General features: G+C 71.4%; 23 protein-coding genes and 2 riboswitches. Of the genes, 14 read left to right on the forward strand and 9 right to left on the reverse strand.

Translation table 11 applies throughout. The features are described from left to right. Window positions 1-55 precede the first annotated feature (55 nt). Window positions 56-673 (reverse strand): AAA family ATPase, encoded by a 618-nt coding sequence (locus tag AB0B01_RS14540; protein ID WP_361717652.1) that lies wholly within the window; start codon window positions 671-673, stop codon window positions 56-58. A 228-nt stretch (window positions 674-901) separates the two neighbouring features. Beyond that, a riboswitch (glycine riboswitch) is annotated at window positions 902-1,005 on the forward strand. A 183-nt stretch (window positions 1,006-1,188) separates the two neighbouring features. Between AB0B01_RS14540 and gcvT the strand changes: the two genes are divergently transcribed. From gcvT to AB0B01_RS14570, 6 genes are all read left to right on the forward strand, one after another. After that, a complete protein-coding gene (gcvT, locus tag AB0B01_RS14545; RefSeq protein ID WP_361717590.1) occupies window positions 1,189-2,304 on the forward strand; it encodes a glycine cleavage system aminomethyltransferase GcvT in 1,116 nt (371 codons plus the stop codon). A 112-nt stretch (window positions 2,305-2,416) separates the two neighbouring features. Continuing rightward, window positions 2,417-2,797 carry a glycine cleavage system protein GcvH gene (gene gcvH / locus AB0B01_RS14550; RefSeq protein ID WP_361717593.1) on the forward strand — a complete coding sequence of 127 codons (381 nt, stop codon included), beginning with the start codon at window positions 2,417-2,419 and terminating at the stop codon, window positions 2,795-2,797. Between the two features lie 16 nt (window positions 2,798-2,813). Further along, window positions 2,814-4,070 carry a serine hydroxymethyltransferase gene (gene glyA / locus AB0B01_RS14555; RefSeq protein WP_361717595.1) on the forward strand — a complete coding sequence of 419 codons (1,257 nt, stop codon included), beginning with the start codon at window positions 2,814-2,816 and terminating at the stop codon, window positions 4,068-4,070. A gap of 288 nt (window positions 4,071-4,358) precedes the next feature. Continuing rightward, entirely contained in the window at window positions 4,359-5,741 is a 1,383-nt protein-coding gene (locus tag AB0B01_RS14560; protein WP_361717655.1) for an L-serine ammonia-lyase, read from the forward strand. Window positions 5,742-5,893: 152 nt separating this feature from the next. Beyond that, window positions 5,894-6,301 (forward strand): SsgA family sporulation/cell division regulator, encoded by a 408-nt coding sequence (locus AB0B01_RS14565; protein ID WP_361717598.1) that lies wholly within the window; start codon window positions 5,894-5,896, stop codon window positions 6,299-6,301. A 103-nt stretch (window positions 6,302-6,404) separates the two neighbouring features. Next, on the forward strand, window positions 6,405-6,920 hold the full coding sequence (locus AB0B01_RS14570) for a hypothetical protein (RefSeq protein ID WP_361717601.1): 516 nt from the start codon (window positions 6,405-6,407) through the stop codon (window positions 6,918-6,920). Between the two features lie 15 nt (window positions 6,921-6,935). On the opposite strand, the gene AB0B01_RS14575 is transcribed toward AB0B01_RS14570, so the two are convergent. Then, the gene (locus AB0B01_RS14575) at window positions 6,936-7,649 is read right to left on the reverse strand and encodes a flavodoxin family protein (RefSeq protein WP_361717604.1); all 714 of its coding nucleotides are present in this window, start codon (window positions 7,647-7,649) and stop codon (window positions 6,936-6,938) included. A gap of 114 nt (window positions 7,650-7,763) precedes the next feature. After that, window positions 7,764-8,005, forward strand: a riboswitch (cobalamin riboswitch). A gap of 27 nt (window positions 8,006-8,032) precedes the next feature. On the opposite strand from AB0B01_RS14575, the gene AB0B01_RS14580 reads away from it, so the two are divergent. The 5 genes from AB0B01_RS14580 to AB0B01_RS14600 are packed head-to-tail and all read left to right on the forward strand — an operon-like array spanning window position 8,033 to window position 11,284. Beyond that, the gene (locus AB0B01_RS14580; RefSeq protein ID WP_361717606.1) at window positions 8,033-8,725 is read left to right on the forward strand and encodes an energy-coupling factor ABC transporter permease; all 693 of its coding nucleotides are present in this window, start codon (window positions 8,033-8,035) and stop codon (window positions 8,723-8,725) included. A gap of 11 nt (window positions 8,726-8,736) precedes the next feature. Further along, window positions 8,737-9,075, forward strand: a complete 339-nt coding sequence (locus AB0B01_RS14585) for an energy-coupling factor ABC transporter substrate-binding protein (protein WP_361717658.1) — start codon at window positions 8,737-8,739, stop codon at window positions 9,073-9,075. A gap of 3 nt (window positions 9,076-9,078) precedes the next feature. Continuing rightward, window positions 9,079-9,828 carry a cobalt ECF transporter T component CbiQ gene (cbiQ, locus tag AB0B01_RS14590; RefSeq protein ID WP_361717609.1) on the forward strand — a complete coding sequence of 250 codons (750 nt, stop codon included), beginning with the start codon at window positions 9,079-9,081 and terminating at the stop codon, window positions 9,826-9,828. Continuing rightward, window positions 9,825-10,658: an ATP-binding cassette domain-containing protein gene (locus AB0B01_RS14595; protein ID WP_361717611.1), complete on the forward strand. Its 834-nt coding sequence runs from the start codon at window positions 9,825-9,827 to the stop codon at window positions 10,656-10,658. The genes cbiQ and AB0B01_RS14595 overlap by 4 nt, the downstream gene beginning before the upstream one ends. A gap of 26 nt (window positions 10,659-10,684) precedes the next feature. Further along, on the forward strand, window positions 10,685-11,284 hold the full coding sequence (locus tag AB0B01_RS14600) for a PadR family transcriptional regulator (RefSeq protein ID WP_361717614.1): 600 nt from the start codon (window positions 10,685-10,687) through the stop codon (window positions 11,282-11,284). 3 nt (window positions 11,285-11,287) lie between these two features. On the opposite strand, the gene AB0B01_RS14605 is transcribed toward AB0B01_RS14600, so the two are convergent. Continuing rightward, on the reverse strand, window positions 11,288-11,500 hold the full coding sequence (locus AB0B01_RS14605; RefSeq protein WP_356851130.1) for an EF-hand domain-containing protein: 213 nt from the start codon (window positions 11,498-11,500) through the stop codon (window positions 11,288-11,290). Window positions 11,501-11,754: 254 nt separating this feature from the next. Between AB0B01_RS14605 and AB0B01_RS14610 the strand changes: the two genes are divergently transcribed. After that, window positions 11,755-12,513, forward strand: a complete 759-nt coding sequence (locus tag AB0B01_RS14610) for a tRNA-dependent cyclodipeptide synthase (RefSeq protein WP_361717617.1) — start codon at window positions 11,755-11,757, stop codon at window positions 12,511-12,513. Then, the gene (locus AB0B01_RS14615; protein WP_361717620.1) at window positions 12,494-13,747 is read left to right on the forward strand and encodes a cytochrome P450; all 1,254 of its coding nucleotides are present in this window, start codon (window positions 12,494-12,496) and stop codon (window positions 13,745-13,747) included. Before AB0B01_RS14610 ends, AB0B01_RS14615 begins: the two co-directional genes overlap by 20 nt. A 64-nt stretch (window positions 13,748-13,811) precedes the next feature. Here AB0B01_RS14615 and AB0B01_RS14620 read toward each other — a convergent pair whose 3' ends face one another. The 6 genes from AB0B01_RS14620 to AB0B01_RS14645 all read right to left on the reverse strand — a co-directional run bounded on the left by AB0B01_RS14620 (window position 13,812) and on the right by AB0B01_RS14645 (window position 20,401). Next, window positions 13,812-15,002, reverse strand: coding sequence for a YncE family protein (locus tag AB0B01_RS14620; protein ID WP_361717623.1), 1,191 nt, complete (start codon window positions 15,000-15,002; stop codon window positions 13,812-13,814). Continuing rightward, window positions 14,999-15,802 (reverse strand): polysaccharide deacetylase family protein, encoded by an 804-nt coding sequence (locus tag AB0B01_RS14625; protein ID WP_361717626.1) that lies wholly within the window; start codon window positions 15,800-15,802, stop codon window positions 14,999-15,001. The genes AB0B01_RS14620 and AB0B01_RS14625 overlap by 4 nt, the downstream gene beginning before the upstream one ends. A 384-nt stretch (window positions 15,803-16,186) precedes the next feature. Further along, window positions 16,187-16,693, reverse strand: coding sequence for an ATP-binding protein (locus AB0B01_RS14630; RefSeq protein WP_361717629.1), 507 nt, complete (start codon window positions 16,691-16,693; stop codon window positions 16,187-16,189). Between the two features lie 263 nt (window positions 16,694-16,956). After that, window positions 16,957-17,724, reverse strand: coding sequence for an enoyl-CoA hydratase-related protein (locus tag AB0B01_RS14635; protein WP_361717632.1), 768 nt, complete (start codon window positions 17,722-17,724; stop codon window positions 16,957-16,959). A gap of 86 nt (window positions 17,725-17,810) precedes the next feature. Continuing rightward, window positions 17,811-19,031, reverse strand: a complete 1,221-nt coding sequence (locus AB0B01_RS14640) for an Ig-like domain-containing protein (RefSeq protein WP_361717661.1) — start codon at window positions 19,029-19,031, stop codon at window positions 17,811-17,813. Between the two features lie 149 nt (window positions 19,032-19,180). Then, window positions 19,181-20,401, reverse strand: coding sequence for an Ig-like domain-containing protein (locus tag AB0B01_RS14645; RefSeq protein ID WP_361717663.1), 1,221 nt, complete (start codon window positions 20,399-20,401; stop codon window positions 19,181-19,183). Window positions 20,402-20,582: 181 nt separating this feature from the next. Between AB0B01_RS14645 and glgX the strand changes: the two genes are divergently transcribed. After that, window positions 20,583-22,982: a glycogen debranching protein GlgX gene (glgX, locus tag AB0B01_RS14650; protein WP_361717634.1), complete on the forward strand. Its 2,400-nt coding sequence runs from the start codon at window positions 20,583-20,585 to the stop codon at window positions 22,980-22,982. Window positions 22,983-23,089 lie beyond the last annotated feature (107 nt).

Genomic DNA, 23,089 nt, shown 5'->3' on the forward strand with positions numbered 1-23,089 from the left:
AGGGCTCGGGGCGCGCCCCTGCCCCGGGGCTCTCCCGCCCCGGGCCGCCCCCGATTCACTGCCCGCGGAAGGCGATCCGGGTCACCCGGGAGGCCGCCGGGCGGTCCAGCAGCACCACCGAGGCGCAGCCCGCCGGCAGCCGCCCCGACTCGGCGGCGCGCAGCAGGCGGGCGGCCGCCCCCCGGTGCCGGGCGAAGGCGTACGCCGACACGCCGCGGCCCCGGGCCGCCTGCCCGGACAGGGCCTCCTGGGGGGTGGTGTCCAGCAGCAGCAGGTGCAGGGCCCGGCCGCGGCGCCGCGCCACCGCCGCGAGCAGGGCCCGGACCCAGGCCTGGGTGCCGCAGTCGTGGACCACCGCGGAGGCTCCGGAGCGGAGCGTGCGCCACAGCCCCCAGTAGTGCGCGGCGCGGACCAGCGGCCGGTACACGGCGTACGGCAGGGCCCCGGGCATCCGCTGCTCCCAGCGCTCGCGGACGTCCTGCGAGTCGATGCCGCGGCCCTGGGCGGCCCGCCGGATCAGCGTGCTCTTGCCGCCTCCGGGCAGGCCCGAGACCACGACGATGTCCCCCTCCGCGAAGCCGAGCCAGCGCGGGCCCCGCGTCCCGCGTCCGCGCAGGTCACGTACCGGAAGGACCTGCTCGGCGCGGCTGCGCTGGGCCGGCACCCCGTCCACGGTCCCGGTCGTCGTCGCCAGCAGTCCGAATCTCCGCACGGTGATCGCCTCCCCCCGATCCGGGTCCTCACGACCCCATGCCCACTGAATGTAAAAAGACGGTAATCCGGCGGCCGCGGTTCCGGCCGGGCCGTCTCACGTCCGCACGTTCTTGCGGGCCCACCCGCCCGATCACCGCCGGGGCGTGCAATGATGTGCGCCATCTGGACCAACTGCATACCGGCCGCTTGAATCCGCGCGGGAGAGTCCCGGCAGGCCGACAGGCCGTGTCCGGGCGCCGAAGGAGCAAGTTCCTCCCTTGAATCTCTCAGGCCCCGTACCGCGTGGATGAGGCAGATCTGAAAAGCGAGCAGCGCCGCCGTCCGCCGTGACGGAACCGGCGCAGGCTCCACCCAAGGTGCAAGTCGACGCATCCCGGCCGGGCCGGGACCTTTCGGCGAACCTCTCAGGTTCCGATGACAGATGGGGAGGACCGTCCTCGTCATGTCATGCCCTGGGACCCGGGAGCCACACCCATGAGCAACGCCCCCCGCCTGACCGCCCTCGATGCGCTGCACCGTTCGCTCGGTGCGACCATGACCGATTTCGCGGGCTGGGACATGCCCCTGCGGTACGGCAGTGAGCGCGACGAGCACAACGCCGTCCGCACCAAGGCCGGCCTGTTCGACCTGTCCCACATGGGCGAGATCACGCTGACCGGTCCGGAGGCCGTCAAGGCCCTGGACTACGCGCTGGTCGGCAACATCTCCACCGTCGGCGTCGGCCGCGCCCGCTACACGCACATCTGCCAGGAGGACGGCGGGATCGTCGACGACCTGATCGTCTACCGCCTCGCGGAGACCGAGTACATGGTCGTCGCGAACGCCTCCAACGCCCAGGTCGTCCTGGACGCCCTGACCGAGCGCGCCGCCGGCTTCGACGCCGAGGTCCGCGACGACCGCGACGCGTACGCGCTGATCGCCGTGCAGGGCCCGGAGTCCCCCGGCATCCTCGCCTCCCTCACCGACGCCGACCTGGACGGGCTGAAGTACTACGCCGGCCTGCCGGGCACGGTCGCGGGCGTGCCCGCGCTGATCGCGCGTACGGGCTACACCGGCGAGGACGGCTTCGAGCTGTTCATCGCCCCCGAGCACGCCGTGGAGCTGTGGCAGGCGCTGACCAAGGCGGGCGAGGGCGCCGGCCTGGTCCCGGCCGGCCTCTCCTGCCGCGACACCCTGCGCCTGGAGGCGGGCATGCCGCTGTACGGGCACGAGCTGACCACCGCCCTGACCCCCTTCGACGCGGGGCTGGGCCGGGTCGTGAAGTTCGAGAAGGAGGGCGACTTCGTGGGCCGCGCCGCCCTGGAGGCCGCCGCCGAGCGCGCCGCCACGAACCCGCCGCGCAAGCTGGTCGGCCTGGTGGCCGAAGGCCGCCGCGTCCCGCGCGCCGGCTTCCCCGTCGTGGCCGACGGTCAGGTCATCGGCGAGGTCACCTCGGGCGCCCCGTCCCCGACGCTGGGCAAGCCGATCGCGATGGCGTACGTGGACGCGGCCCACGCCGCGCCCGGCACCTCCGGCGTCGGCGTGGACATTCGCGGTACGCATGAGCCGTACGAGGTCGTGGCCCTGCCGTTCTACAAGCGGCAGAAGTAACGCTCCGTACCCCGGCCCGGCCGGGCCGGCCGGCCCCGGCCGCCTCCCGAGCCGTCTCAGTACGCAAGACCACTGTTCGTTCGCACTCCCCCGCATCCAGGAGAATCAGGTCATGAGCAACCCCCAGCAGCTGCGTTACAGCAAGGAGCACGAGTGGCTGTCGGACGTCGAGGACGGCGTCGCGACGGTCGGCATCACGGAGTTCGCGGCCAACGCGCTCGGTGACGTCGTCTACGCCCAGCTCCCCGAGGTCGGCGACACGGTGACCGAGGGCGAGACCTGCGGCGAGCTGGAGTCGACCAAGTCGGTCAGCGACCTGTACTCCCCCGTCACCGGCGAGATCGTCGAGTTCAACCAGGACGTCGTCGACGACCCGGCCCTCGTGAACACCGCACCGTTCGAGGGCGGCTGGCTGTTCAAGGTACGCATCACGGACGAGCCGAAGGACCTGCTCTCCGCCGATGAGTACGCCAAGCTCACCGCCGGCAACTGACCCCCAGGGGACCCTGATGTCTGTTCTGAACACCCCTCTCCACGAGCTCGACCCGGACGTCGCCGCCGCCGTCGACGCCGAGCTCCTGCGCCAGCAGTCGACCCTGGAAATGATCGCGTCGGAGAACTTCGCTCCGGTCGCCGTCATGGAGGCCCAGGGCTCGGTCCTGACCAACAAGTACGCCGAGGGCTACCCCGGCCGCCGCTACTACGGCGGCTGCGAGCACGTCGACGTGGTCGAGCAGATCGCGATCGACCGCATCAAGGCGCTCTTCGGCGCCGAGGCCGCGAACGTCCAGCCGCACTCCGGTGCGCAGGCGAACGCCGCCGCGATGTTCGCGCTGCTGAAGCCGGGCGACACGATCATGGGCCTGAACCTGGCCCACGGCGGTCACCTGACCCACGGCATGAAGATCAACTTCTCCGGCAAGCTCTACAACGTGGTCCCGTACCACGTCGGCGAGGACGGCCAGGTCGACATGGCCGAGGTCGAGCGCCTGGCCAAGGAGTCCAAGCCGCAGCTGATCGTCGCCGGCTGGTCCGCCTACCCCCGCCAGCTGGACTTCGCCGCCTTCCGCCGCATCGCGGACGAGGTCGGCGCGTACCTGATGGTCGACATGGCGCACTTCGCGGGTCTGGTCGCCGCGGGCCTGCACCCGAACCCGGTGCCGCACGCCCACGTCGTCACCACCACCACGCACAAGACCCTCGGCGGTCCGCGCGGCGGTGTCATCCTGTCGACGCAGGAGCTGGCCAAGAAGATCAACTCCGCGGTCTTCCCCGGTCAGCAGGGCGGCCCGCTGGAGCACGTGATCGCGGCCAAGGCCGTCTCGTTCAAGGTGGCGGCCTCGCCCGAGTTCAAGGAGCGCCAGGAGCGCACCCTGGCCGGCGCGAAGATCCTCGCCGAGCGCCTGGTCCAGGACGACGTCAAGGCCGTGGGCGTGGACGTCCTCACCGGCGGCACCGACGTGCACCTGGTCCTGGTCGACCTGCGCAACTCCGAGCTGGACGGCCAGCAGGCCGAGGACCGCCTCCACGAGGTCGGGATCACGGTCAACCGCAACGCCATCCCGAACGACCCTCGGCCGCCGATGGTCACCTCGGGTCTGCGGATCGGTACGCCGGCCCTGGCCACCCGCGGTTTCGACGCGGAGGCCTTCACGGAGGTCGCCGACGTCATCGCGGAGGCGCTGAAGCCGACGTACGACAGCGCGGCCCTGAAGGCGCGCGTCTCGGCGCTCGCCGCGAAGTTCCCGCTGTACCCGTCGCTCTAGGCAACGGCTTGGGAGGGCCCGGCCTTGCTCCGCACAGGGCCGGGCCCTTCTCGTGGTCCGGACCCGCGGTCCTGTACGTCGAGACCGCGACAGCCGCCGTACAGGCCGGCGTAACCGTCCCCCGCACGAACTGACGTACGCTGATGAACCGGGCAAGGGTGCCCACGAGGCGCCCTTTGCCCAAATCCCTGCAAAGTCCGCCCCTCCGTCGGCCGCCTCGCCACCGTGCGAGAGCGACTGGACGGTCCGCTCCCCACCACCATGGGGATGACCCGGGAGTCCGCCAACGTGGCCATCTCCGTTTTCGATCTGTTCTCGATCGGCATCGGTCCGTCCAGCTCGCACACCGTCGGCCCGATGCGCGCGGCGCGCATGTTCGTGACGCGGCTGAAGAAGGACGGCGTGCTCGCCGAGACCGCCTCGGTGCGCGCCGAGCTGTTCGGCTCCCTCGGTGCGACCGGCCACGGCCACGGCACCCCCAAGGCGGTCCTGCTGGGCCTGGAGGGCCACTCCCCGCGCACGGTGAACGTGGAGACCGCGGACGACGAGGTGGAGCGCATCCGCCAGAGCGGCCGGCTGCGCCTGCTCGGCGCGGAGATAGGGAGCGCGCACGAGATCGCCTTCGACGAGGCGACCCAGCTGATCCTGCACCGCCGCCGGTCCCTGCCGTACCACGCGAACGGCATGACCCTCTTCGCGTACGACGCCTCCGGGGCCCCGCTGCTGGAGAAGACGTACTACTCGGTAGGCGGCGGCTTCGTGGTCGACGAGGACGCGGTCGGCGAGGACCGGATCAAGCTCGACGACACGGTGCTGAAGTACCCCTTCCGCAGCGGCGACGAGATGCTGCGCCTGGCCAAGGAGACCGGCCTGTCGATCTCCTCCCTGATGCTGGAGAACGAGAAGGCCTGGCGTACGGAGGAGGAGATCCGCGCGGGCCTCCTGGACATCTGGCGGGTCATGCAGTCCTGCGTCGCGCGCGGCATGTCCCGCGAGGGCATCCTGCCGGGCGGCCTGCGGGTCAAGCGCCGGGCCGCGAACACCGCGCGCAAGCTGCGCTCCGAGGGCGACCCGCAGGCGCTGTCGATGGAGTGGATCACCCTCTACGCGATGGCCGTGAACGAGGAGAACGCGGCGGGCGGCCGGGTGGTCACCGCCCCGACGAACGGCGCCGCGGGCATCATCCCGGCGGTCCTGCACTACTACATGAACTTCGTCCCGGGGGCGGACGAGGACGGCGTGGTCCGCTTCCTGCTGGCGGCGGGCGCGATCGGCATGCTGTTCAAGGAGAACGCCTCGATCTCCGGCGCCGAGGTCGGCTGTCAGGGCGAGGTCGGCTCGGCCTGCTCGATGGCGGCCGGCGCCCTGGCCGAGGTCCTCGGCGGCTCCCCGGAGCAGGTGGAGAACGCGGCCGAGATCGGCATGGAGCACAACCTGGGCCTGACCTGCGACCCGGTCGGCGGCCTGGTGCAGATCCCGTGCATCGAGCGCAACGGCATGGCCGCGGTCAAGGCGGTCACGGCGGCCAGGATGGCGATGCGCGGCGACGGCTCCCACAAGGTCTCCCTCGACAAGGTCATCAAGACCATGAAGGAGACGGGCGCCGATATGAAGGTCAAGTACAAGGAGACGGCCCGCGGCGGCCTCGCGGTCAACGTCATCGAGTGCTGAGGGGCCCGGGGCGCCCGGCGGGGTTGGGCCGGACGGCGGATTCGGGGAAATCAGGGGCCTGGGAGTGAGGACTTTCGCCGGACGGGGGTAGTCGCGGGTACACCCGCGATCCTCGCCCGCGCCTGACCCGCGCCCGAAGAGAGGCCCACCCCATGACCGGCACCGAGCACGGCGTCCTCCCCCTCCTGTTGGATGCCGCACCGGCCCCGCTGCCGATCCTCGGCGCATTCGTCTACCGGCCCGAGCGGCCCTACGAGCTGTGCGTCGACTTCCTGGGGGACGGGACCCGCCTGGCCCGCTGGGTGTTCGCCCGGGACCTGCTGCTCGACGGGGAGGCCTGCGCCACCGGTGACGGGGACGTGCGGGTGTGGCCGGGGTGGGCGGGCAGCGAGCCCCGCGTCTTCCTCTCCTTCAGCAACGGTGTGCACGGCTGCGTCGTCTCCGCCCGCGCGAAGGACGTGCGCATGCTGTGCCGGCGGCTGGTCGAGCTGGTGCCGCGGGGCCGGGAGCACCGGTACTACGACCTCGACGCCGAGCTGGACGCCCTCCTGACCCGCTGAGAAGTTTTTACCGATTTTGCCCGTTTCGGGTGGAACCGCGGGAAGAGCGGGGATGTCTTTCCCGATGACACTGTCCCCGTCTCTCCCGAATCAGGGGGACGCCATGAACCATCCGCACCGCCGGCGGGTGGTGGCCCTCGCCACCGGAGCCCTGCTCACCGCCGGGACCGCTCTCGCCGCTCCGGCCTCCACCGCGCCGGCCACCGCCACCGCCCCGCGCACTCCGCTCGTCGTCAACGCCCGCTGGGGCGGGCACTGCACGTACGACCGGATCGTCATCGACCTGCGGGGGCACGTCCCCCAGGTCGCCGTCACCCGCGTGCCGAAGCTGGTCCAGGACGGGTCCGGCAAGCCCGTACCCCTGGCCGGCACGCACTTCCTCCAGATCCGCCTGCATCCCGCCGAGGCGCACAACCGTGCCGGGCAGAGCGTCTACCACGGCCCGAAGCTCGTCACGATCCATCTGCCCCGGCTGAAGGGGCTCGCGCTGACCGGTGACTTCGAGGGGTACGTCACCTTCGGCGCAGCCTTCCGGGGCAAGCCGGCCTTCCGCACCTTCACGCTGCACGCGCCCGAGCGGTTCGTGCTGGACGTCGCCCACCGCAACACCTGCGGCTGACCGGCACCGGCGGCCTCAGCGGTGCTCGGGGTTCGGGAAGTCGAAGCGGCAGCCCGCGTCCCACTCCGAGCGCTGGTTGCCGTGGGCCGGGATCCCGCCCGCGCGTTTGAGCAGTGCGGCCAGGTGCATCAGGTTCCAGGACATGAAGGTCGTGTTCCTGTTGGTGAAGTCGTTCTCGGGGCCGCCCGATCCCGGGTCGAGATAGGAGGGTCCCGGCCCGGCCTCCCCGATCCAGCCCGCGTCCGCCTGCGGCGGGATGGCGTAGCCGAGGTGCTGGAGGCTGTAGAGGACGTTCATGGCGCAGTGCTTCACGCCGTCCTCGTTGCCGGTGATCAGGGCACCGCCGACCCGTCCGTAATAGGCGTACTGCCCCTGCTCGTTCAGGAGCGAGGAGCAGGCGTAGAGCCGCTCGACGACCTGCTTCATGACGGAGCTGTTGTCGCCGAGCCAGATCGGTCCGCACAGCACGAGGATGTCGGCGGCCATGATCTGGCTGTAGAGGACGGGCCACTGGTCGCTCTCCCAGCCGTGCTCGGTCATGTCCGGCCAGACGCCGGTCGCGATGTCGTGGTCGACGGCGCGGATCAGCGAAGTACGGGCGCCGGCCGCCTCCATGACGGCCCGGCTCCGGTCGATCAGCCCCTCGGTGTTGCTCGTCTCGGGGGAACGTTTGAGGGTGCAGTTCACGTAGACGGCGCTGAGGTCGGAGTAGTCGTAGTCGGCAGCCACGCCCCCAGCCTGGGCACGGGCGACCGGGGCCGCCACCGGGCCGCACCCGTGCGGGGGACGGGAGGCGGGGCGACGAAACGGAATCCCTCCGTCCTGTGGGCGGGTTTGGGCCGGGTTGTTACCGGTCCGTCCGGCCGACTAGGGTCAGCGGGCCTTGGTGTTCGGGAAACCGGTGGAAATCCGGTGCGGCCCTCGCCACTGTGAACGGGAAGTCCGGCTCCTCCCCCAGCCACCACTGGGGTGCCCCCAGCGGGAAGCCACTGGGCTGCGCGGGAGTCTTCGCACGGCCCGGGAAGGCGGAGCCCGGGCATCATCACCCGTGAGCCAGGAGACCGGCCGGGGCGCGTTGTCCATCCACGAGGTGCTGGAGAGGTCTCCCACTCATGCATATAGCCGAGGGCTTCCTGCCCCCGCTGCACGCGGTCGCCTGGGGCGCCGCGTCCGCTCCGTTCGTCGTCCACGGCGTACGCGCCCTCACCCGCGAGGTGAAGGCGAACCCGGAGAGCACGCTGCTGCTCGGAGCGTCCGGTGCGTTCACGTTCGTCCTGTCCGCCCTGAAGATCCCCTCGGTGACGGGAAGTTGCTCGCATCCCACCGGGACCGGGCTCGGGGCGATCCTGTTCCGGCCGCCGATCATGGCGGTGCTCGGCACGATCACCCTCCTCTTCCAGGCGCTGCTGCTGGCCCACGGCGGCCTGACCACACTCGGCGCGAACGTCTTCTCCATGGCCATCGCCGGCCCCTGGGCGGGCTACGGGGTCTACGTGCTGCTGCGGCGCTCCGGCGTCCCGCTGATGGTGACCGTCTTCTTCGGCGCCTTCTTCGCCGACCTGGTCACCTACTGCGTGACCTCCGTGCAGCTGGCCCTGGCCTTCCCGGACCCGGGCAGCGGCTTCCCGGGCGCGCTCCTGAAGTTCGGCGGCATCTTCGCGGTCACGCAGATCCCGCTGGCCGTCAGCGAGGGCCTGCTCACCGTCCTCGTGATGCGGCTGCTGATGCAGTCCAGCAAGTCGGACCTGGTCCGGCTGGGCGTGGCGAAGCTCACCGGTTCCACCGAGCAGAAGGCGGCCGTCTGATGAGCCGGAAGATGAGCCGCAACGCGAAGGTCAACGGCCTGCTGCTGCTCCTGGTGGCCGCGCTGGCCGTCCTGCCGATCGCCCTGGGCATGGGCGAGGGCAAGGAGGAGCCCTTCACCGGTGCGGACGCCCAGGCGGAGATGGCCATCACGGAGCTCAAGCCGGACTACGAGCCGTGGTTCTCGCCCCTGTACGAGCCCCCCTCCGGCGAGGTGGAGTCGGCGCTGTTCGCCCTGCAGGCCGCGCTGGGCGCGGGCGTGCTCGCGTACTACTTCGGGGTGCGCAAGGGCCGCCGCCAGGGGCTCGCCCAGGCGCGGGCCGAGGCCGGAGCAGAGTCGGCGGAGTCGTAGCCGGTGCTGCCGATCGACGTGGCGGCCCACAGCAGCCGCTGGCGAGGCCGCCATCCACTGGAGAAGGCCCTCCTGGGGCTCGGGCTCACGGTCACGGCCGTGTGCCTGCCGCCCTGGCCGGGCGGGCCCCTGACCGCCGCCGCAACGCTCGCGGTGCTCCTCGGCCCGGCTGGGGTGTCCGGCCGGCAGCTCTGGCGCGCCTTCCGGATTCCGCTGGGCTTCTGCTTCACGGGGGCGGTGCCCCTGCTGTTCGCGGTGGGCGGCCCGGCGGGGCTGCTCGCGCCGGCCCCGGACGGCCCGCGGCACGCCGCCGAGCTGCTGCTGCGTACCTCCGCGGCCTCCCTCGGGATACTGCTGTTCGCCTTCACCACCCCGGTCTCGGACGTCCTGCCCCGGCTGGTCCGGGCCGGGGTCCCGGCACCGGTGGTGGACGTGGCGCTGGTCATGTACCGGATCGGCTTCCTGCTGCTGGACTCCCTGGCCCAGGTGCGGCGCGCCCAGGCGGCCCGGCTGGGGCAGGCGGGGCGGGCGGCGGTGTGGCGCTCGCTCGCCGGGCTCGCCGCCACCTCGTTCGTACGGGCCTTCGACCGCGCGGCCCGGCTCCAGGTGGGCCTGGCCGGGCGGGGCTACGACGGCGCGCTGCGGGTGCTCGTACCCGAGGCGGCCGTGTCCTGGCGGTTCCTGGCGGCGTCCGGAGCCCTGCTCGCCGCCCTGATCACGCTGACCCTCACCCTGAAGGGGCTCTACCTGTGAACCCGTTGGTGGAACTGTCCGGCGCCGGCTATGCGTACGAGGACGGCCCGGCGGTCCTGTCCGGCGTGGACTTCGCCATCGCCGAGGGCCGGGCGCTGGTCCTGCTCGGCCGCAACGGCAGCGGGAAGACCACACTGATGCGGCTGCTGAGCGGGGGCCTTCGTCCGGCGCCGGGCGAACTGCGCCTGGGCGGGCGCGCGGTGGCCCACGACCGCGCCGGGCTGACCCGGCTGCGCTCCGCCGTCCAGCTGGTCGTGCAGGACCCGGACGACCAGCTGTTCGCGGCCTCGGTCGAACAAGACGTGTCCTTCGGTCCGATGAACCTGGGCCTACCGCTGCCGGAGGTCCGGGAGCGGGTGGACGCGGCGCTCGCGGCGCTGGACATCACCGCCCTGCGGGAGCGCCCCACGCATCTGCTGTCCTACGGGCAGCGCAAGCGCGCGGCGATCGCCGGCGCGGTGGCGATGGCCCCGCGGGTGCTGATCCTGGACGAGCCGACGGCCGGCCTCGACCCGGACGGACAGGAACGCCTCCTGGACGTCCTGGCGGGTCTGCGGGCACAGGGCACCACGGTCGTCATGGCCACGCACGACGTGGACCTGGCGGTCCGCTGGGCCGACGACGCGGCGGTGCTCACCCCGGCGGGGATCCGCTTCGGCCCGGCCGAGAGCCTCCTCTCGGACCCGGAGCTGCTGGCCTCGGCCGGCCTGCGCCAGGCCTGGTCCCCGGCGGTGACGGCCTTCCTGCGCGCCCACGGCCTGCTGGCGCCGCACGTTCCGGGCCCGCGCACGCCCGGCGCCCTGGCGTCCCTGGCGGCGCCCGACGCCTGAGACCGCCGCGAACCTAGGATGACCGCATGTCGCTCCCGCACGCCATCCTCACCGCCCTGCTCGAAAAGCCCTCGTCCGGGCTGGAGCTGACCCGGCGGTTCGACAAGTCGATCGGGTACTTCTGGTCGGCGACGCACCAGCAGATCTACCGGGAGCTCGGCCGGCTGGAGGAGGCGGGCCTGATCCGGGCGCTGCCCAGCGAGGCACCCGTACGGGGGCAGAAGAAGGAGTACGAGGTGCTGCCCGCGGGCAGCGCGGAGCTCGCCCGGTGGGTCGGCGAGAGCCAGGATCCGAAGGCCATCCGGGACCCGCTGCTGCTGCGCATCCGGGCGGCCGGTGTCGTCGGTCCGCAGGGCCTGGCCGCGGAACTGCGCCGCCACCGCGACCTGCACCGCCGCCAGCTGGCCACGTACGAGGCCATCGAGGAGAAGGACTTCCGCCCGGGGCCGGCCTCCGACGAGGACCGGCTGCGCCGGCTCGTGCTGCACGGCGGCATCAGCCTGGAGACGTTCTGGCTGCACTGGCTGGAGGAGGCCGTCAGCGTGGTCGAGGACATGACCGCCGCCGACGGGCAGCCGCAGGCCCCCGTCCCGCCCGGCACGGGGCGGGACGGGGGCCCGGCGTGACGCCTACTTGTTCAGGGAGGCCCAGAACTCGTCGAAGCTGAGCAGGCCGTCGCCGTTCGCGTCCTTGGCGGCGATCACGGCGTCCGCGACCGGGCCGGTGACGAACGGGTCGCCCATCTCCGCCATGGCCGCACGGAACTCGTCGGCCGTGACGAAGCCGTCGCCGTTCGCGTCGAACTTGCCGAACGTCGTCCGCGCGTTCTCGATGTCCGCCACTGGGTCCACCCCTTCTTGGTGCTTGTTGACCGGCTCAGGGTAGCGCCAGCCGGACCACGCCCGTCCCGCGGGTCCCGTTCGGCCGGCAGATAGAAATTCAATTGCTCTTCCGCGATGCGGAAGCAACAATTCCAGCCAAGAAATCGGCCCCGGACTTGTCACGTTCCGGGGTCACGGCATAACGTACCGACATTGCCGCCACACCAGGAGCGCAGGGCTCCCAGGGACAAGCGGCAACAAGGGCGATCACACAGGTGACGATCACAGCCGACGCATCATTCGAAGTTCTGCCCTTCACCCGCACTTGCCGCCATATCTGGGAAGACGGCGACCATGTGCTCATCGGAGTGAGTCCTGGAAACAGCTACTTCAGCTCCGAGCGCATCAGCAGTCTCGCCCGATGGGCCACCGCCCGCTTCGCGCAGGTCGACTTCGTGTACGCAGATCTGCACGTGGACCGGATGTTCGCCGCTTTCGGCTACACCCGGGAGCACGCGGAGAAGCGCGCCACAAAGGAGATCAAAGCGGTGCGACGGCGGATTCTCAAGGGCGTGGAGGAAGCAGGCGACCCCCATGCGGAGATCCGCGTGAGGGCACTTTCAGAGTTCCAACCGAACCCCGTTTACCAACTACTGCACCGACGCGTACTGCATTTCCTTGAGACCGATGACGAATTCCGCAAGGGCTGCGAGGAAATGGCCCTCCACTTTGTCGGCTCGAAGTTGCCGGAAGGTGAATCCATCACCACCGGGCAGTTGCAGGTGTGTTTCGACTACATGGCGGCAGAGCTGCCGTTCTTCGTGGACACCCCCAGCATTCTCGACGTGCCGTCCTCGGTGGCGGCCTACCACGTCAAGATGCCGCTGACGGACGTCCTCTTCGCGCGCGGCGGCGGCCTGCGCGCGACCCGCAACCAGGCGTACGCCGTCGTACGGCCCGAGGCCGCTGCGTCCGCGCCGCCCACGATCCATGCACCGACCGAAGGGACCGTCGATGAGCGTCGAGCAGCTTGAGGGCAGCCACGCAGCCGACCGCCGCAGCCACACCGAGGCCCTCCTCGACTTCCCCCTCTCCCGCCGCGGCGACGTGCTCCCCGAGGAGTGCACCTGGCTGCGCGAGAAGGCCCCGGTCGCGAGGGTCCGCACCCTCACCGGGGATCCGGCCTGGCTGGTCAGCAGCTACGCGCTGGCCAAGCAGGTGCTGGAGGACGAGCGCTTCAGCCTCAAGGACACGGCGAACGCCGGCGTTCCGCGCCAGTACGCGTTGACGATCCCGCCCGAGGTCGTCAACAACATGGGCAACATCAACAGCGCCGGGCTGCGCAACGCGGTGATGAAGGCGCTCAACCCGCGCCAGAAGGGGCTGCAGGACCGGCTGCGCGCCACGGCGGGGGAGCTCCTCGACGCGATCATCGCCGAGGGCGGCCCCGCAGACCTCCGGGCGGGGTTCGCCGACCCCTTCTCGGCGGCCATGCACTGCCAGGTCCTCGGGGTGCCCTTCGAGGACTGGCGGCGGCTGATGTCCGGCCTGGACGTCGCGTTCATGACCGCGCGCGAGCCGTTCGCCGACTCGGCCCTCAACTGGTACAAGGACGTCGGCTATTTCGTCGACCGGTTCCACGCGCAGCTCGCACGGCCCGCCGAGGAGCGTACGGGGCTGCTCGGCCGGTTCGCGGACCTGCGGGAGGCCGACCCGGAGTCGGCGCATCTGACCGACGAGATGTTCGCGACGGTCGCCGTGTCGCTCTTCGGCGCCGGGGCCGTGTCCACGTCGGCGTTCCTGACCCTCGCCGTCCTCGCCCTGCTCCAGAAGCCGGAGCTGATCGGCTACCTGCGCCGCCACCCCGAGCGCATGGGCGGTGCCGTCGACGAGCTGCTGCGCTGGAACCTGTCCGTGGGTGACGGCCTGCCGCGCATCGCCCTGGCGGACGTCCAGGTCGGCGAGGTGCTGGTCAAGGAGGGGGAGCTGGTGCTCGTCCTGCTGGAGGGGGCCAACTTCGACCCGGATGCCTTCGAGCGTCCGCAGGAGCTGGACCTGGAGCGCCAGAGCGCCAACGCCCACCTCGCCTTCGGCGCGGGCCGGCACTTCTGCCCGGCCTCGGCGCTGGGCCGGACCCATGCCGAGATCGCCCTGGGGGTGCTGGTGGAGCGGCTGCCCGAACTGCGGCTCGCGGTGCCCGCGGAGAACCTGGTCTGGCGTACGGGCTTCATCAAGCGGCTGCCGGAACGGCTTCCCGTCGCCTGGTGAGTGGACGACGGTGTCCCGGGAGCTTGTGCGGGCTCCCGGGGCATCGTCATGCCCTGCGCCCGCCCTACCGGAAGATGCCGGTGTGCCCGAGGGAGTAGCGCCCGGGCTGCGGGTAGACGGCCAGGCCGTGGGGGCCGCCGCCGACGGGGATCCGGGCGAGCTGTTGGCCGGTGGCCGTGTCGATCGCGTAGACCTCGGAGTTGTAGCGGCCGGAGAGCCAGAGCACCTTGCCGTCGGCGGAGACGCCGCCCATGTCGGGGCTGCCGCCGCCCGGCAGCTCCCATTTCTTGGTGAGCTTGTTCTGGGTGAAGTCGAAGACGGAGATGCTGCCCTCGCCGCGGTTGGAGATGTACATCTCCTTCGAGTCGCGGCTGACGTAGAGGCCGTGACAGCCCTTGCCGGTGGGCAGCAGCTTCGGGGTGTCGAAGGCGTCGCCGCCGAGCACCCACATGCCGTGCGCCATCATGTCCGCGACGTAGAAGGTCTTCCCGTCCGGGGAGACCTTCACGTCCTGCGGCATCGCCCCCTCGAACGGCAGCTTCTGCTGGCCGATGACCTCCATCCGCTCGGTGTCGACCTTGAGCAGCTCGCCGGAGAACTCGCAGCTCACGATGAAGTAGCGGCCGTCGGCGGAGAAGTCGGCGTGGTTGACGCCGAAACAGGTCACCGGGACGGTCTTCACCCGGTTCATCGTGTGCGGGTCGCGGAAGACGAGTTCGCGGTCCATGGAGGCCATCACGACCGCGTACTTGCCGTTGGGCGTGAAGTACAGGTTGTACGGGTCGTGCACCTCGACGGGATGGCCGGCCTCGCCGGTCGCGGGGTTGATGGGGGTGAGGGTGTGGCCGCGGTTGTTGTTGACCCACAGGGTCTTCAAGTCCCAGGAGGGCACCACGTGCTGCGGCTGGACGCCGACCGGGATGGTGTCGATGACCTTGTACGTCTTCGGGTCGATGACGGACACCGTGTTGGAGGTCGTGTTCGGCACGTAGACGCGGGAGGGGAAGTTCTTCACCACCGGGGAGAGCTGGTTCGGCCGGTCGGCCGCGTACACGTCGTGGGGGTCGATCAGGGGTGGCATTCCGGCCAGTCCCGGCGGCGGTGCCGGGACGGCTTTGACGGGGGGAAGGGCCGGGGCTTCGGAGCCGAGCGCCTCGGCGGGGCTCTTGTCGGCCGATCCGCAGCCGGCCAGGGCGGCGAGGACCAGACCGGCCAGCAGCACGGTGGCCTTCCGGGGAAGGCGGGTGGTCGTCATGAGGTCAGCAGCTCCGTGGTGGTCACCGCGCGCAACTTGCGGCGCGCGAGTTCTTCGAGGAGGGACGGCATCGCGTCGACCGTGTCCGCGTAGCCGAAGTGCAGGCTCACCACCGATCCGCTGCGGATCGTCCCGGTGACGGTGCGGATGACGGCCGCGGCGCCGGGCGAGGTGAAGTCGAGGGAGTCCACGTCGTACGAGAGGACGTGCGGGTAGCCCGCCCGCTGGGCCAGCCTCTGGACGAGCGGGGTGGCGTACTGGGTCTGCGAGGGGCGGAACCATGTGCCGATGGAGCCGGTGAGCCGCTTGAGCCGCTGCGCGCAGCCGGTGATCTCGGCATAGGCCTCCGCTTCGGGCATCGCGTTGATGGCGAGGTGGCGCTGGGTGTGGTTGCCGAGCTCGTGGCCGCCGTCCAGGACCCGGCGGGCCAGGTCGGGATGGGCGTCGAGCCAGCTGCCGATGGCCAGGACGGTGACCCGCGCACCGGCCTTCTCGGCTTCGGCGAGGACGGCGCGGGCGGTGGCGGGATCCCCGTTGCCGTGGAAGGTGAGGGCGACCCGGGGGCGCTCGCGCGGGCCGTGGGCGATTTCGACGGGCTGCCCGGGGAACCGGCGCGGGGCGGGGGCCGGGGCGGCCGCCTGGGCCCGGCCGGACTTCGGGGGCGCTCCGCGGTCGCCGGGCGTGGCGGCCGGTCGGGCGGACGGGGTGCGGGTGTCCGTCCCGCAGGCGGCGGCGAGGGTACCGGCGGCGACCGCCGCGCCCGCGCGGAGAGCTGATCGGCGGTCCGGGTAGCAGAGCACCCGCCCATTTAAGGGGTGGATGACCCGGAAGGTAATGATTGACCCATTTCGGGATGTTTGCCGAGCAGGGCCACATGGGGGGCCTGTTCGCTGTGCGATCAACGATTCACCCACAGCGGTGGATAGTCATTCATGGATTGCGAGGTGAGTGGCCGACCTCACCTAGGATTTAGGTGGAAACTCTTAGGATATGCACACTTATGTCCAAGTTGGGACTTTTGGCGTTTGCTCGCCCGTCTGCCATAGTCGGAATCACGGCTTCCCCATTGACCCGAGCGAAGTCGCCACGCCGAGGATCACACCCCCTTCGATCCTCGGCGCACCCATGAAGCCCCCACGACGCCCCACCAGCGGCGGACGGGGGCTTCTGGCGCATCCGGGGGCTCAGCGGTCGGCCACCCGCATCTCGAACCAGGTGATCTTGCCGCGCGGCAGCAGGTCGGCGCCCCAGCGGTCGGAGAGCTTGTCGACGAGGAAGAGCCCCCTCCCGGTGGTGTCCAGCTCATGGACCGGCATCAGGCACGGCAGCCCGCGGGAGGGGTCACGCACCTCGACGCGGATCCAGCCGCGCCGGCGCACCAGCCGCAGACCGAAGGAGCGCGCCCCGGTGTGGCGCACCGCGTTGCCCACGAGCTCGGAGACCAGCAGGACGGTGTGCTCGGCGATCTGCGGGGAGAAGCCCCAGAGGCGGATCACCACGCACTGGGTCAGCCGGCGGGCGGTGCTCGCCGACTCGGGCATGGACGGCAGCGTCACTTCCGCCTCGGCGGGATTCCCGTACAACTCCAGCGCCTTGAGGCCCTGTTCGTCCTCAAGCGCCGCCGCCGTCAGCCGTACGGCGGAAGCGCTGTTGCGCTGCCGCGGCTGTTCCACACCCTCCAGGCCCGCCATGCACCCATCATGGACGGCCGACCGGCCCGCCCGGGCCGTTCCGCGGGAAAACACCCCCCGGAGCAGATGCTCCCGAGGGGGCGTCCCGTCATATGCGCGAGGCAACCGGCCCCCGTGCGATGCGGGTTGACCTGGGATGACACCGGGCGAGGAGACGATCACCCAGAGTGGATCACCACCCTGCCTTAAGGGTCCTTTAAGGCCTGGCTAATCCACCCCCAGGAAGGAACCGGTCACCGGGGTTCCGGCGGATCCGCCTGGTCTCAGAGGAACTTGGCCTTGCCGGGGCCTTCCTCGACGAAGCTGCGCATGCCGCGCTCGCGGTCCTCTGTGGCGAACAGGCCGGAGAACCAGTTGCGTTCGATGGTCAGGCCGGTGTCGATGTCCGCCTCCAGGCCCGCGTCCACGCACTCCTTGGCGGCGCGCAGCGCGAGGGCCGGCCCCTGGGCGAGCCGGGCGGCCCAGGCGTGGGCCTGCTCGTAGACCTCGGCGGCGGGCACGACGCGGTCCACGAGCCCGAGGGCGAGCGCCTCGTCGGACTTGACCATCCGGCCGGTGAAGATGAGGTCCTTGGCCTTGGACGGGCCGATCAGCCGGGACAGCCGCTGGGTACCGCCGGCCCCGGGGATCAGGCCCAGCAGGATCTCGGGCTGGCCCAGCTTGGCGTTGTCGGCGGCGATCCGGAAGTCGGCGCACAGCGCCAGCTCGCAGCCGCCTCCCAGGGCGTAGCCGGTGACGGCCGCGACGACCGGCTTGGGGATCCGGGCCACGGCGGTGAAGGCGTCCTGCAGTCCGCGGGACCGGGCGACCATCGCCGCGTGGTCCATCGTCTGCATCTCCTTGATGTCCGCGCCGGCCGCGAACACCTTCTCGCCGCCGTAGAGGATCACCGCACGGACGTCGGCACGCTCGGTGGCCTCCACCGCGAGCTCGCGCAGCCGGTCCTGGGTGGCGATGTCCAGGGCGTTCATGGGCGGCCGGTCCAGGCGGATGGTGCCGACGCCTTCGGAGACTTCGAGAGAGATGGTCATACGGGGAAGGTTAGCGCCGGTTAACGCAAGGTGGCCCGGTGCTGTGGGTCACAGCACCGGGCCACCGCACTACGCGCTCGGGGTGGCTACTTGATCCACTCCGCCCAGTCCATGTTCCAGCCGTTGAGGCCGTTGTCCGGGGCGATCTGCTTGTCCTTGGAGTTCTTCACGATGACCACGTCGCCGATCAGCGACTCGTTGAAGAACCAGGCGGCGGGCTGGTTGCCGTCACCGGCGCCGCGGACGTCCTTGAGGCCGACGCAGCCGTGGCTGACGTTCTCCGAGCCGAAGGTGCCCGAGGAGGCCCAGTAGTTGCCGTGGACGAAGGTGCCGGAGTTCGACAGGCGCATCGCGTGCGGGACGTCGGAGATGTCGTACTCGCCGCCGAAGCCGACCGTCGCGCCGTTCATCCGGGTCACCTTGTACTTCTCGCTGATGACCATCTGCCCGTTGTAGGTGGTCGTCGACGGGGCGCCCGCGGTGATCGGAAGGTTCTTGAGCACCTGGCCGTCACGGACGACCTGCATCGTGTGCTCGCTCGCGTCGACGGTGGAGACCTGCGAGCGGCCGATGGTGAAGTTGACCGTGCGGGTCTGCTTGCCGTAGACGCCGGGGCGTCCCTCGACGCCGTCGAGGGCGATCTTCACGGTGACCTTGGTGCCGGCGGCCCAGTACTTCTCGGGGCGGAAGTCGAGGCGGTCGTTGCCGAACCAGTGGCCCTCGACCGGTACGGACGGCTCGGCCGTCACCGTGATGGCCTTCTCGACGGCGTCGGTGTTCGTGATGCCGCGGCTGAAGTTGATCGACACCGGCATGCCCACGCCGACGGTCTCGCCGTCCTCGGGCGTGTAGTGGCCCACGAAGGTGTTGGTCGGGGTGAGGGTGGTGAACGTGGTGTCCTTGGCGGACTCCCGGCCGGCCTCGTCCTTCGCGACCGCGTGCACCTTGTACTCGGTGGCGGACGCCAGGTTCCGGGCCGGCTCCCAGCTCGCGCCGTCCGCGGCGAGCTTGCCTTCGACGGCGTTGCCCTTGGTGTCGGCGACGGTCACCGTGGTGAGCTTGCCGCCGGTGCTGGTTATCTTCAGGACGCCGCTGGTCGCGACCTCCTTGGCCCCGTCGTCCGGCTTGACGCTGACCACGGCCTTGGAGGCCTCGGTGCCGGTCTTGCCGCCCCCTCCGCCACCGGCGTTGTCGCCGCCTCCGCCGCCTGTACCACCGCCGCTGCACGCACTGGTGAGCAGCAGGGCCGCTCCGAGCAGGAGGGCCGGCAGGCCGGTGCGGCGGGCGCGGCCGCGTATCGGCTGCACGTTCACTCTGTTTCTCCCCATGTCCCCCGCGCGCGGACAGTCGCGCGCTTGCCGACAGGAAATCACATGCAGGGATCACGAAGAGAAACGGTCATGTCACCGTTCCGCACCAAGAATCGGGAGGTCGGCCGGGACCGACCCACCGTCACTCAGCTGACGGCGGAGCCGGCGACCCAGTTGGCCCAGGACATGTTCCAGCCGCCCAGCCCGTTGTCGGGGGCGACGGTCTTGTCCTGGGAGTTCACGACCTCCACCACGTCCCCGATCAGGGTCCGGTCGAAGAACCAGCCCGCCGGGGTGTCCGAGCCGCCGCCCTTGTCGTCGCGCAGTCCCACGCAGCCGTGGCTGACGTTGGTGGAGCCGAAGGTGTCCGGGCTGGCCCAGTAGTTGCCGTGCAGGAAGGTCCCCGAGGTGGTGAGCCGCATGGCGTGCGGCACGTCGGGGATGTCGTACTCGCCGCCGAAGCCCACCGTCTGGCCGTTCATGCGGGTGACGTCGAACATCTCCATCACCACCATCTTCCCGTTGTAGGTGGTGTTCTTGGGCGCGCCCGCGGTGATGGGGAGGGTGGAGACGAGCTGCCCGTCGCGGCGGACCTCCATCGTGTGCGCGGCCGCGTCCACGGTGGAGACCTGGGAGCGGCCCACCGTGAAGGAGATGGTCTTGTCCTGGATGCCGTACGAGCCGGGGGCGCCCTGGACGTCCCGCAGGCTCATCTTCACGGTGACCTCGGTGCCGGGCTTCCAGTACCGCCTGGGCCGGAAGTCCAGTCGTTCGCGGCCGAACCAGTGGCCGGCCACTTCGACGGCGGGTTTCGAGGTGACGGTGATGGCGCGCTCGACGTCGGCGCGGTTCTCGATCGACCGGTTGAACTTGAAGGAGATGATCATGCCGGTGCCGACGGTGGAGCGGTTCTCGGGTTTGAAGTAGCCGATGAACCGCTCCTCGGGGACGTAGGTGGTGAAGGTGGTGTGCCGGGCCTGGCGGCGGTTGTGCCCGTCGAGCGCGACCGCGTCCACGGTGTACTTGGCGGCGAGCGCGAGCCGTCCGTGGGCCGGGTCGGGGCTCCAGCTCAGGCCGTCGGCGGCGATCGCGCCGGGGACCTTCTCCTCCTGGGCGTCCTCGACCTTGGTGACCACGACCCGCTCCAGCCGGCCCTCGGGCACCCTGACGGTGAGCGGGCCATCCGCCGGGACGCCCTTGGCGTTGTCCTCGGGGGTGATCCGGATGGCCTCGTCCGGCGACCGGGGTTTGCCGGGCAGCTGGATCTCGACCGGCGCCCCGCCGCCCCCGGTGCAGCCGGCCAGTCCGCCCAGCAGGGCCGCCCATGCCGCCACGGCGGCCAATCCCGCCCCTGCCCGCCTCGTCAGAAGTGTCACGATCCCTCCAACGACCGGCCCCCTCCGGGGGAAACGTGAGGGCGGGGCACGTTCCGGGCAGAACTGTCCGGGCAGAACAGTGGGAAGGACCAGACGGGGGGCGGGCCCGGGCCGGGACGCCCGGGGCCGCACTCCCTCCCCCGACGGTACCCAGGAGCCGTGGAGGCGGGCAGTGTCGAGCGCAGCCGAGCAAGAGGCGGTGGAACCCGCCGCCGTGGAGGCCGTGGAGGCCGCGAACGCCATGGAGGCCGTGGATGCCGTGGATGCCGTGAACGCGGCCGAGGTCGTCGAAGCCGCCGGGGCGGTGAAGGCCGTCGTCGCCGCGCACCCCGTGGCCGCCGGGAACGGGGTGCGGGGCAAGGGCGCCGCCCCGCCCCTCCCCCAGGTCAACGGCCGGCCGGCCTTACGGGTCCGCGCGCTTCCGGGCCCCGCGGTGTGGCCCGGGTCCTCGCACCCGCTGGGGGCCCGCTTCCACAGCGGCCCGGACGGCACGGCCGGCACCAACTTCGCGCTGTGGGCCCAGGGCGCGGAGGCGGTGGAGGTCTGCCTCTTCGACGCGGACGGCACCGAGACCCGGTGCGCGCTCACCGAGCTCACGCACGAGATCTGGCACGGCTTCCTGCCGGGCGTGCACCCCGGGCAGCGGTACGGGTTCCGGGTGCACGGCCGCTGGGACCCGTGGACCGGCGCCCGGTTCAATCCGGCGAAGCTGCTGCTGGACCCGTACGCGCGGGCCGTGGACGGCGACTTCACGCTGCCGCCGCAGGTGTACGGGCACGTGCGCGACTGGCCCCAGCAGTACATCGCCGACACGGTGCGCGACGACCAGGACTCGGCCCCTTTCGTGCCCAAGGGGGTCGTGGTCCACGATGACGACGACTGGGCCGACGACGTCCGGCCGAAGACCCCGTGGGCCGACTCGGTGATCTATGAGCTGCACGTGCGCGGGTTCACCATGCGCCATCCGGGCGTCCCCGAGGAACTGCGCGGCACGTACGCGGGGCTCGCCCACCCGGCGGCGGTCGAGCACCTGACCCGGCTCGGGGTGACGGCGGTCGAGCTGCTGCCGGTGCACCAGTTCGCGCACGAGGACCATCTGTTGCGCAAGGGGCTGCGCAACTACTGGGGCTACAACTCGATCGGTTACTTCGCCCCGCACGCCGGGTACTCCTCCTCCGGTACGGCCGGACAGCAGGTCGGCGAGTTCAAGCGGATGGTCCGGGCCCTGCACGCCGCCGGGATCGAGGTCATCCTCGACGTGGTCTACAACCACACGGCGGAGGCCGGCGAGCTGGGCCCCACGCTGTCGCTGCGCGGGATCGACAACCGGGGCTACTACCGGCTCCAGTCCGACCAGCGCCGCTACGCCGACTACACGGGCTGCGGGAACACCCTGCACGCGGGGCGCCCGCACGTGCTGCGCCTGATCACCGACTCGCTGCGCTACTGGGTGACGGAGATGGGGGTCGACGGCTTCCGCTTCGACCTGGCAGCGGCGCTCGCGCGCTCGATGCACGACGTGGACATGCTCTCGCCGTTCCTCGCGGTGATCGCCCAGGACCCGGTGCTGCGCCGGGTCAAGCTGATCGCGGAGCCCTGGGACGTGGGCACGGGTGGCTACCAGGTGGGGGCGTTCCCGCCGCTGTGGACGGAGTGGAACGACCGGTACCGGGACGCCGTCCGAGACTTCTGGCGGGGCGCGCTGCCCGACGTACGGGACCTGGGGTACCGGCTGTCGGGGTCGAGCGACCTGTACGCGTGGGGCGGGCGGCGGCCGTACGCCTCGGTGAACTTCGTGACGGCGCACGACGGTTTCACCCTGCGCGACCTGGTCTCGTATGAGCGCAAGCACAACGAGGCCAACGGGGAGGCGAACCGGGACGGCACCCACGACAACCGGTCCTGGAACTGCGGGGCGGAGGGCGAGACGGACGACGCCCGGATCGGCGGGCTGCGGCGGCGGCAGCTGCGCAATCTGCTGACCACCCTCCTGCTGTCGACCGGGGTGCCGATGCTGGTCGCGGGCGACGAGTTCGGCCGCACCCAGGGCGGCAACAACAACGCCTACTGCCAGGACAACGAGACGGGCTGGGTGGACTGGTCGCTGCTGGAGGACCCGGTCTGGCGGGAGCTGTTCGCGCTGGCCTCCCGGCTGGTGGCGCTGCGCCAGGCGCATCCGGTGCTGCGGCGGCGGGCGTTCTTCTCGGGGCGGCCGCAGGGCGCCGACGGGCTGCGGGACCTGGCCTGGTTCACCCCGGCCGGTACGGAGATGACGGAGCGGGACTGGTACGCGCCGGCGGCCGCGCTGGGGATGTACCTGTCGGGCCGGGACATCCCGGGCCGCGACGAGCGGGGCCGGCAGGTGAGCGACGACAGCTTCCTGACGCTGCTGCACACCGGGGACCGGCCGGTGCCGTGGGTGCTGCCGGGTCCTCCGTGGGCGGCCGAGTACGAACTGGTGCTGGACACCTCGCGGGAGGACCAGGCCGCCCCCCCGGGTACCCGGCACCGGGGCGGGCAGACGCTGACGGTCCCGGCGCGGTCGGTTCAGCTGCTGCGCGTGCTGAGCTGAGGGTCGGCGGCGGGGGGCGGGCGGGGGGGGGCCCGGCGGGGGGGGCCCCCCCGGCGGGCGCGGGGGGGGGGGGGGGGGCCCCCGCCCGGCCGGGCGCCACCCAACCC

This window comes from Streptomyces sp. NPDC044571 (assembly GCF_040647115.1).
Lineage (GTDB): Bacteria > Actinomycetota > Actinomycetes > Streptomycetales > Streptomycetaceae > Streptomyces.

Bases quoted from the DNA above. Each gene is read 5' to 3' on its own strand.
- gcvT (WP_361717590.1), top strand. From the start codon at position 1,189: ATGAGCAACGCCCCCCGCCTGACCGCCCTCGATGCGCTGCACCGTTCG.
- gcvH (WP_361717593.1), top strand. From the start codon at position 2,417: ATGAGCAACCCCCAGCAGCTGCGTTACAGCAAGGAGCACGAGTGGCTG.
- glyA (WP_361717595.1), top strand. From the start codon at position 2,814: ATGTCTGTTCTGAACACCCCTCTCCACGAGCTCGACCCGGACGTCGCC.
- AB0B01_RS14565 (WP_361717598.1), top strand. From the start codon at position 5,894: ATGACCGGCACCGAGCACGGCGTCCTCCCCCTCCTGTTGGATGCCGCA.
- AB0B01_RS14570 (WP_361717601.1), top strand. From the start codon at position 6,405: ATGAACCATCCGCACCGCCGGCGGGTGGTGGCCCTCGCCACCGGAGCC.
- AB0B01_RS14580 (WP_361717606.1), top strand. From the start codon at position 8,033: ATGCATATAGCCGAGGGCTTCCTGCCCCCGCTGCACGCGGTCGCCTGG.
- AB0B01_RS14585 (WP_361717658.1), top strand. From the start codon at position 8,737: ATGAGCCGCAACGCGAAGGTCAACGGCCTGCTGCTGCTCCTGGTGGCC.
- AB0B01_RS14600 (WP_361717614.1), top strand. From the start codon at position 10,685: ATGTCGCTCCCGCACGCCATCCTCACCGCCCTGCTCGAAAAGCCCTCG.
- AB0B01_RS14615 (WP_361717620.1), top strand. From the start codon at position 12,494: ATGAGCGTCGAGCAGCTTGAGGGCAGCCACGCAGCCGACCGCCGCAGC.
- AB0B01_RS14620 (WP_361717623.1), bottom strand. From the start codon at position 15,002: ATGACGACCACCCGCCTTCCCCGGAAGGCCACCGTGCTGCTGGCCGGT.
- AB0B01_RS14630 (WP_361717629.1), bottom strand. From the start codon at position 16,693: ATGGCGGGCCTGGAGGGTGTGGAACAGCCGCGGCAGCGCAACAGCGCT.
- AB0B01_RS14635 (WP_361717632.1), bottom strand. From the start codon at position 17,724: ATGACCATCTCTCTCGAAGTCTCCGAAGGCGTCGGCACCATCCGCCTG.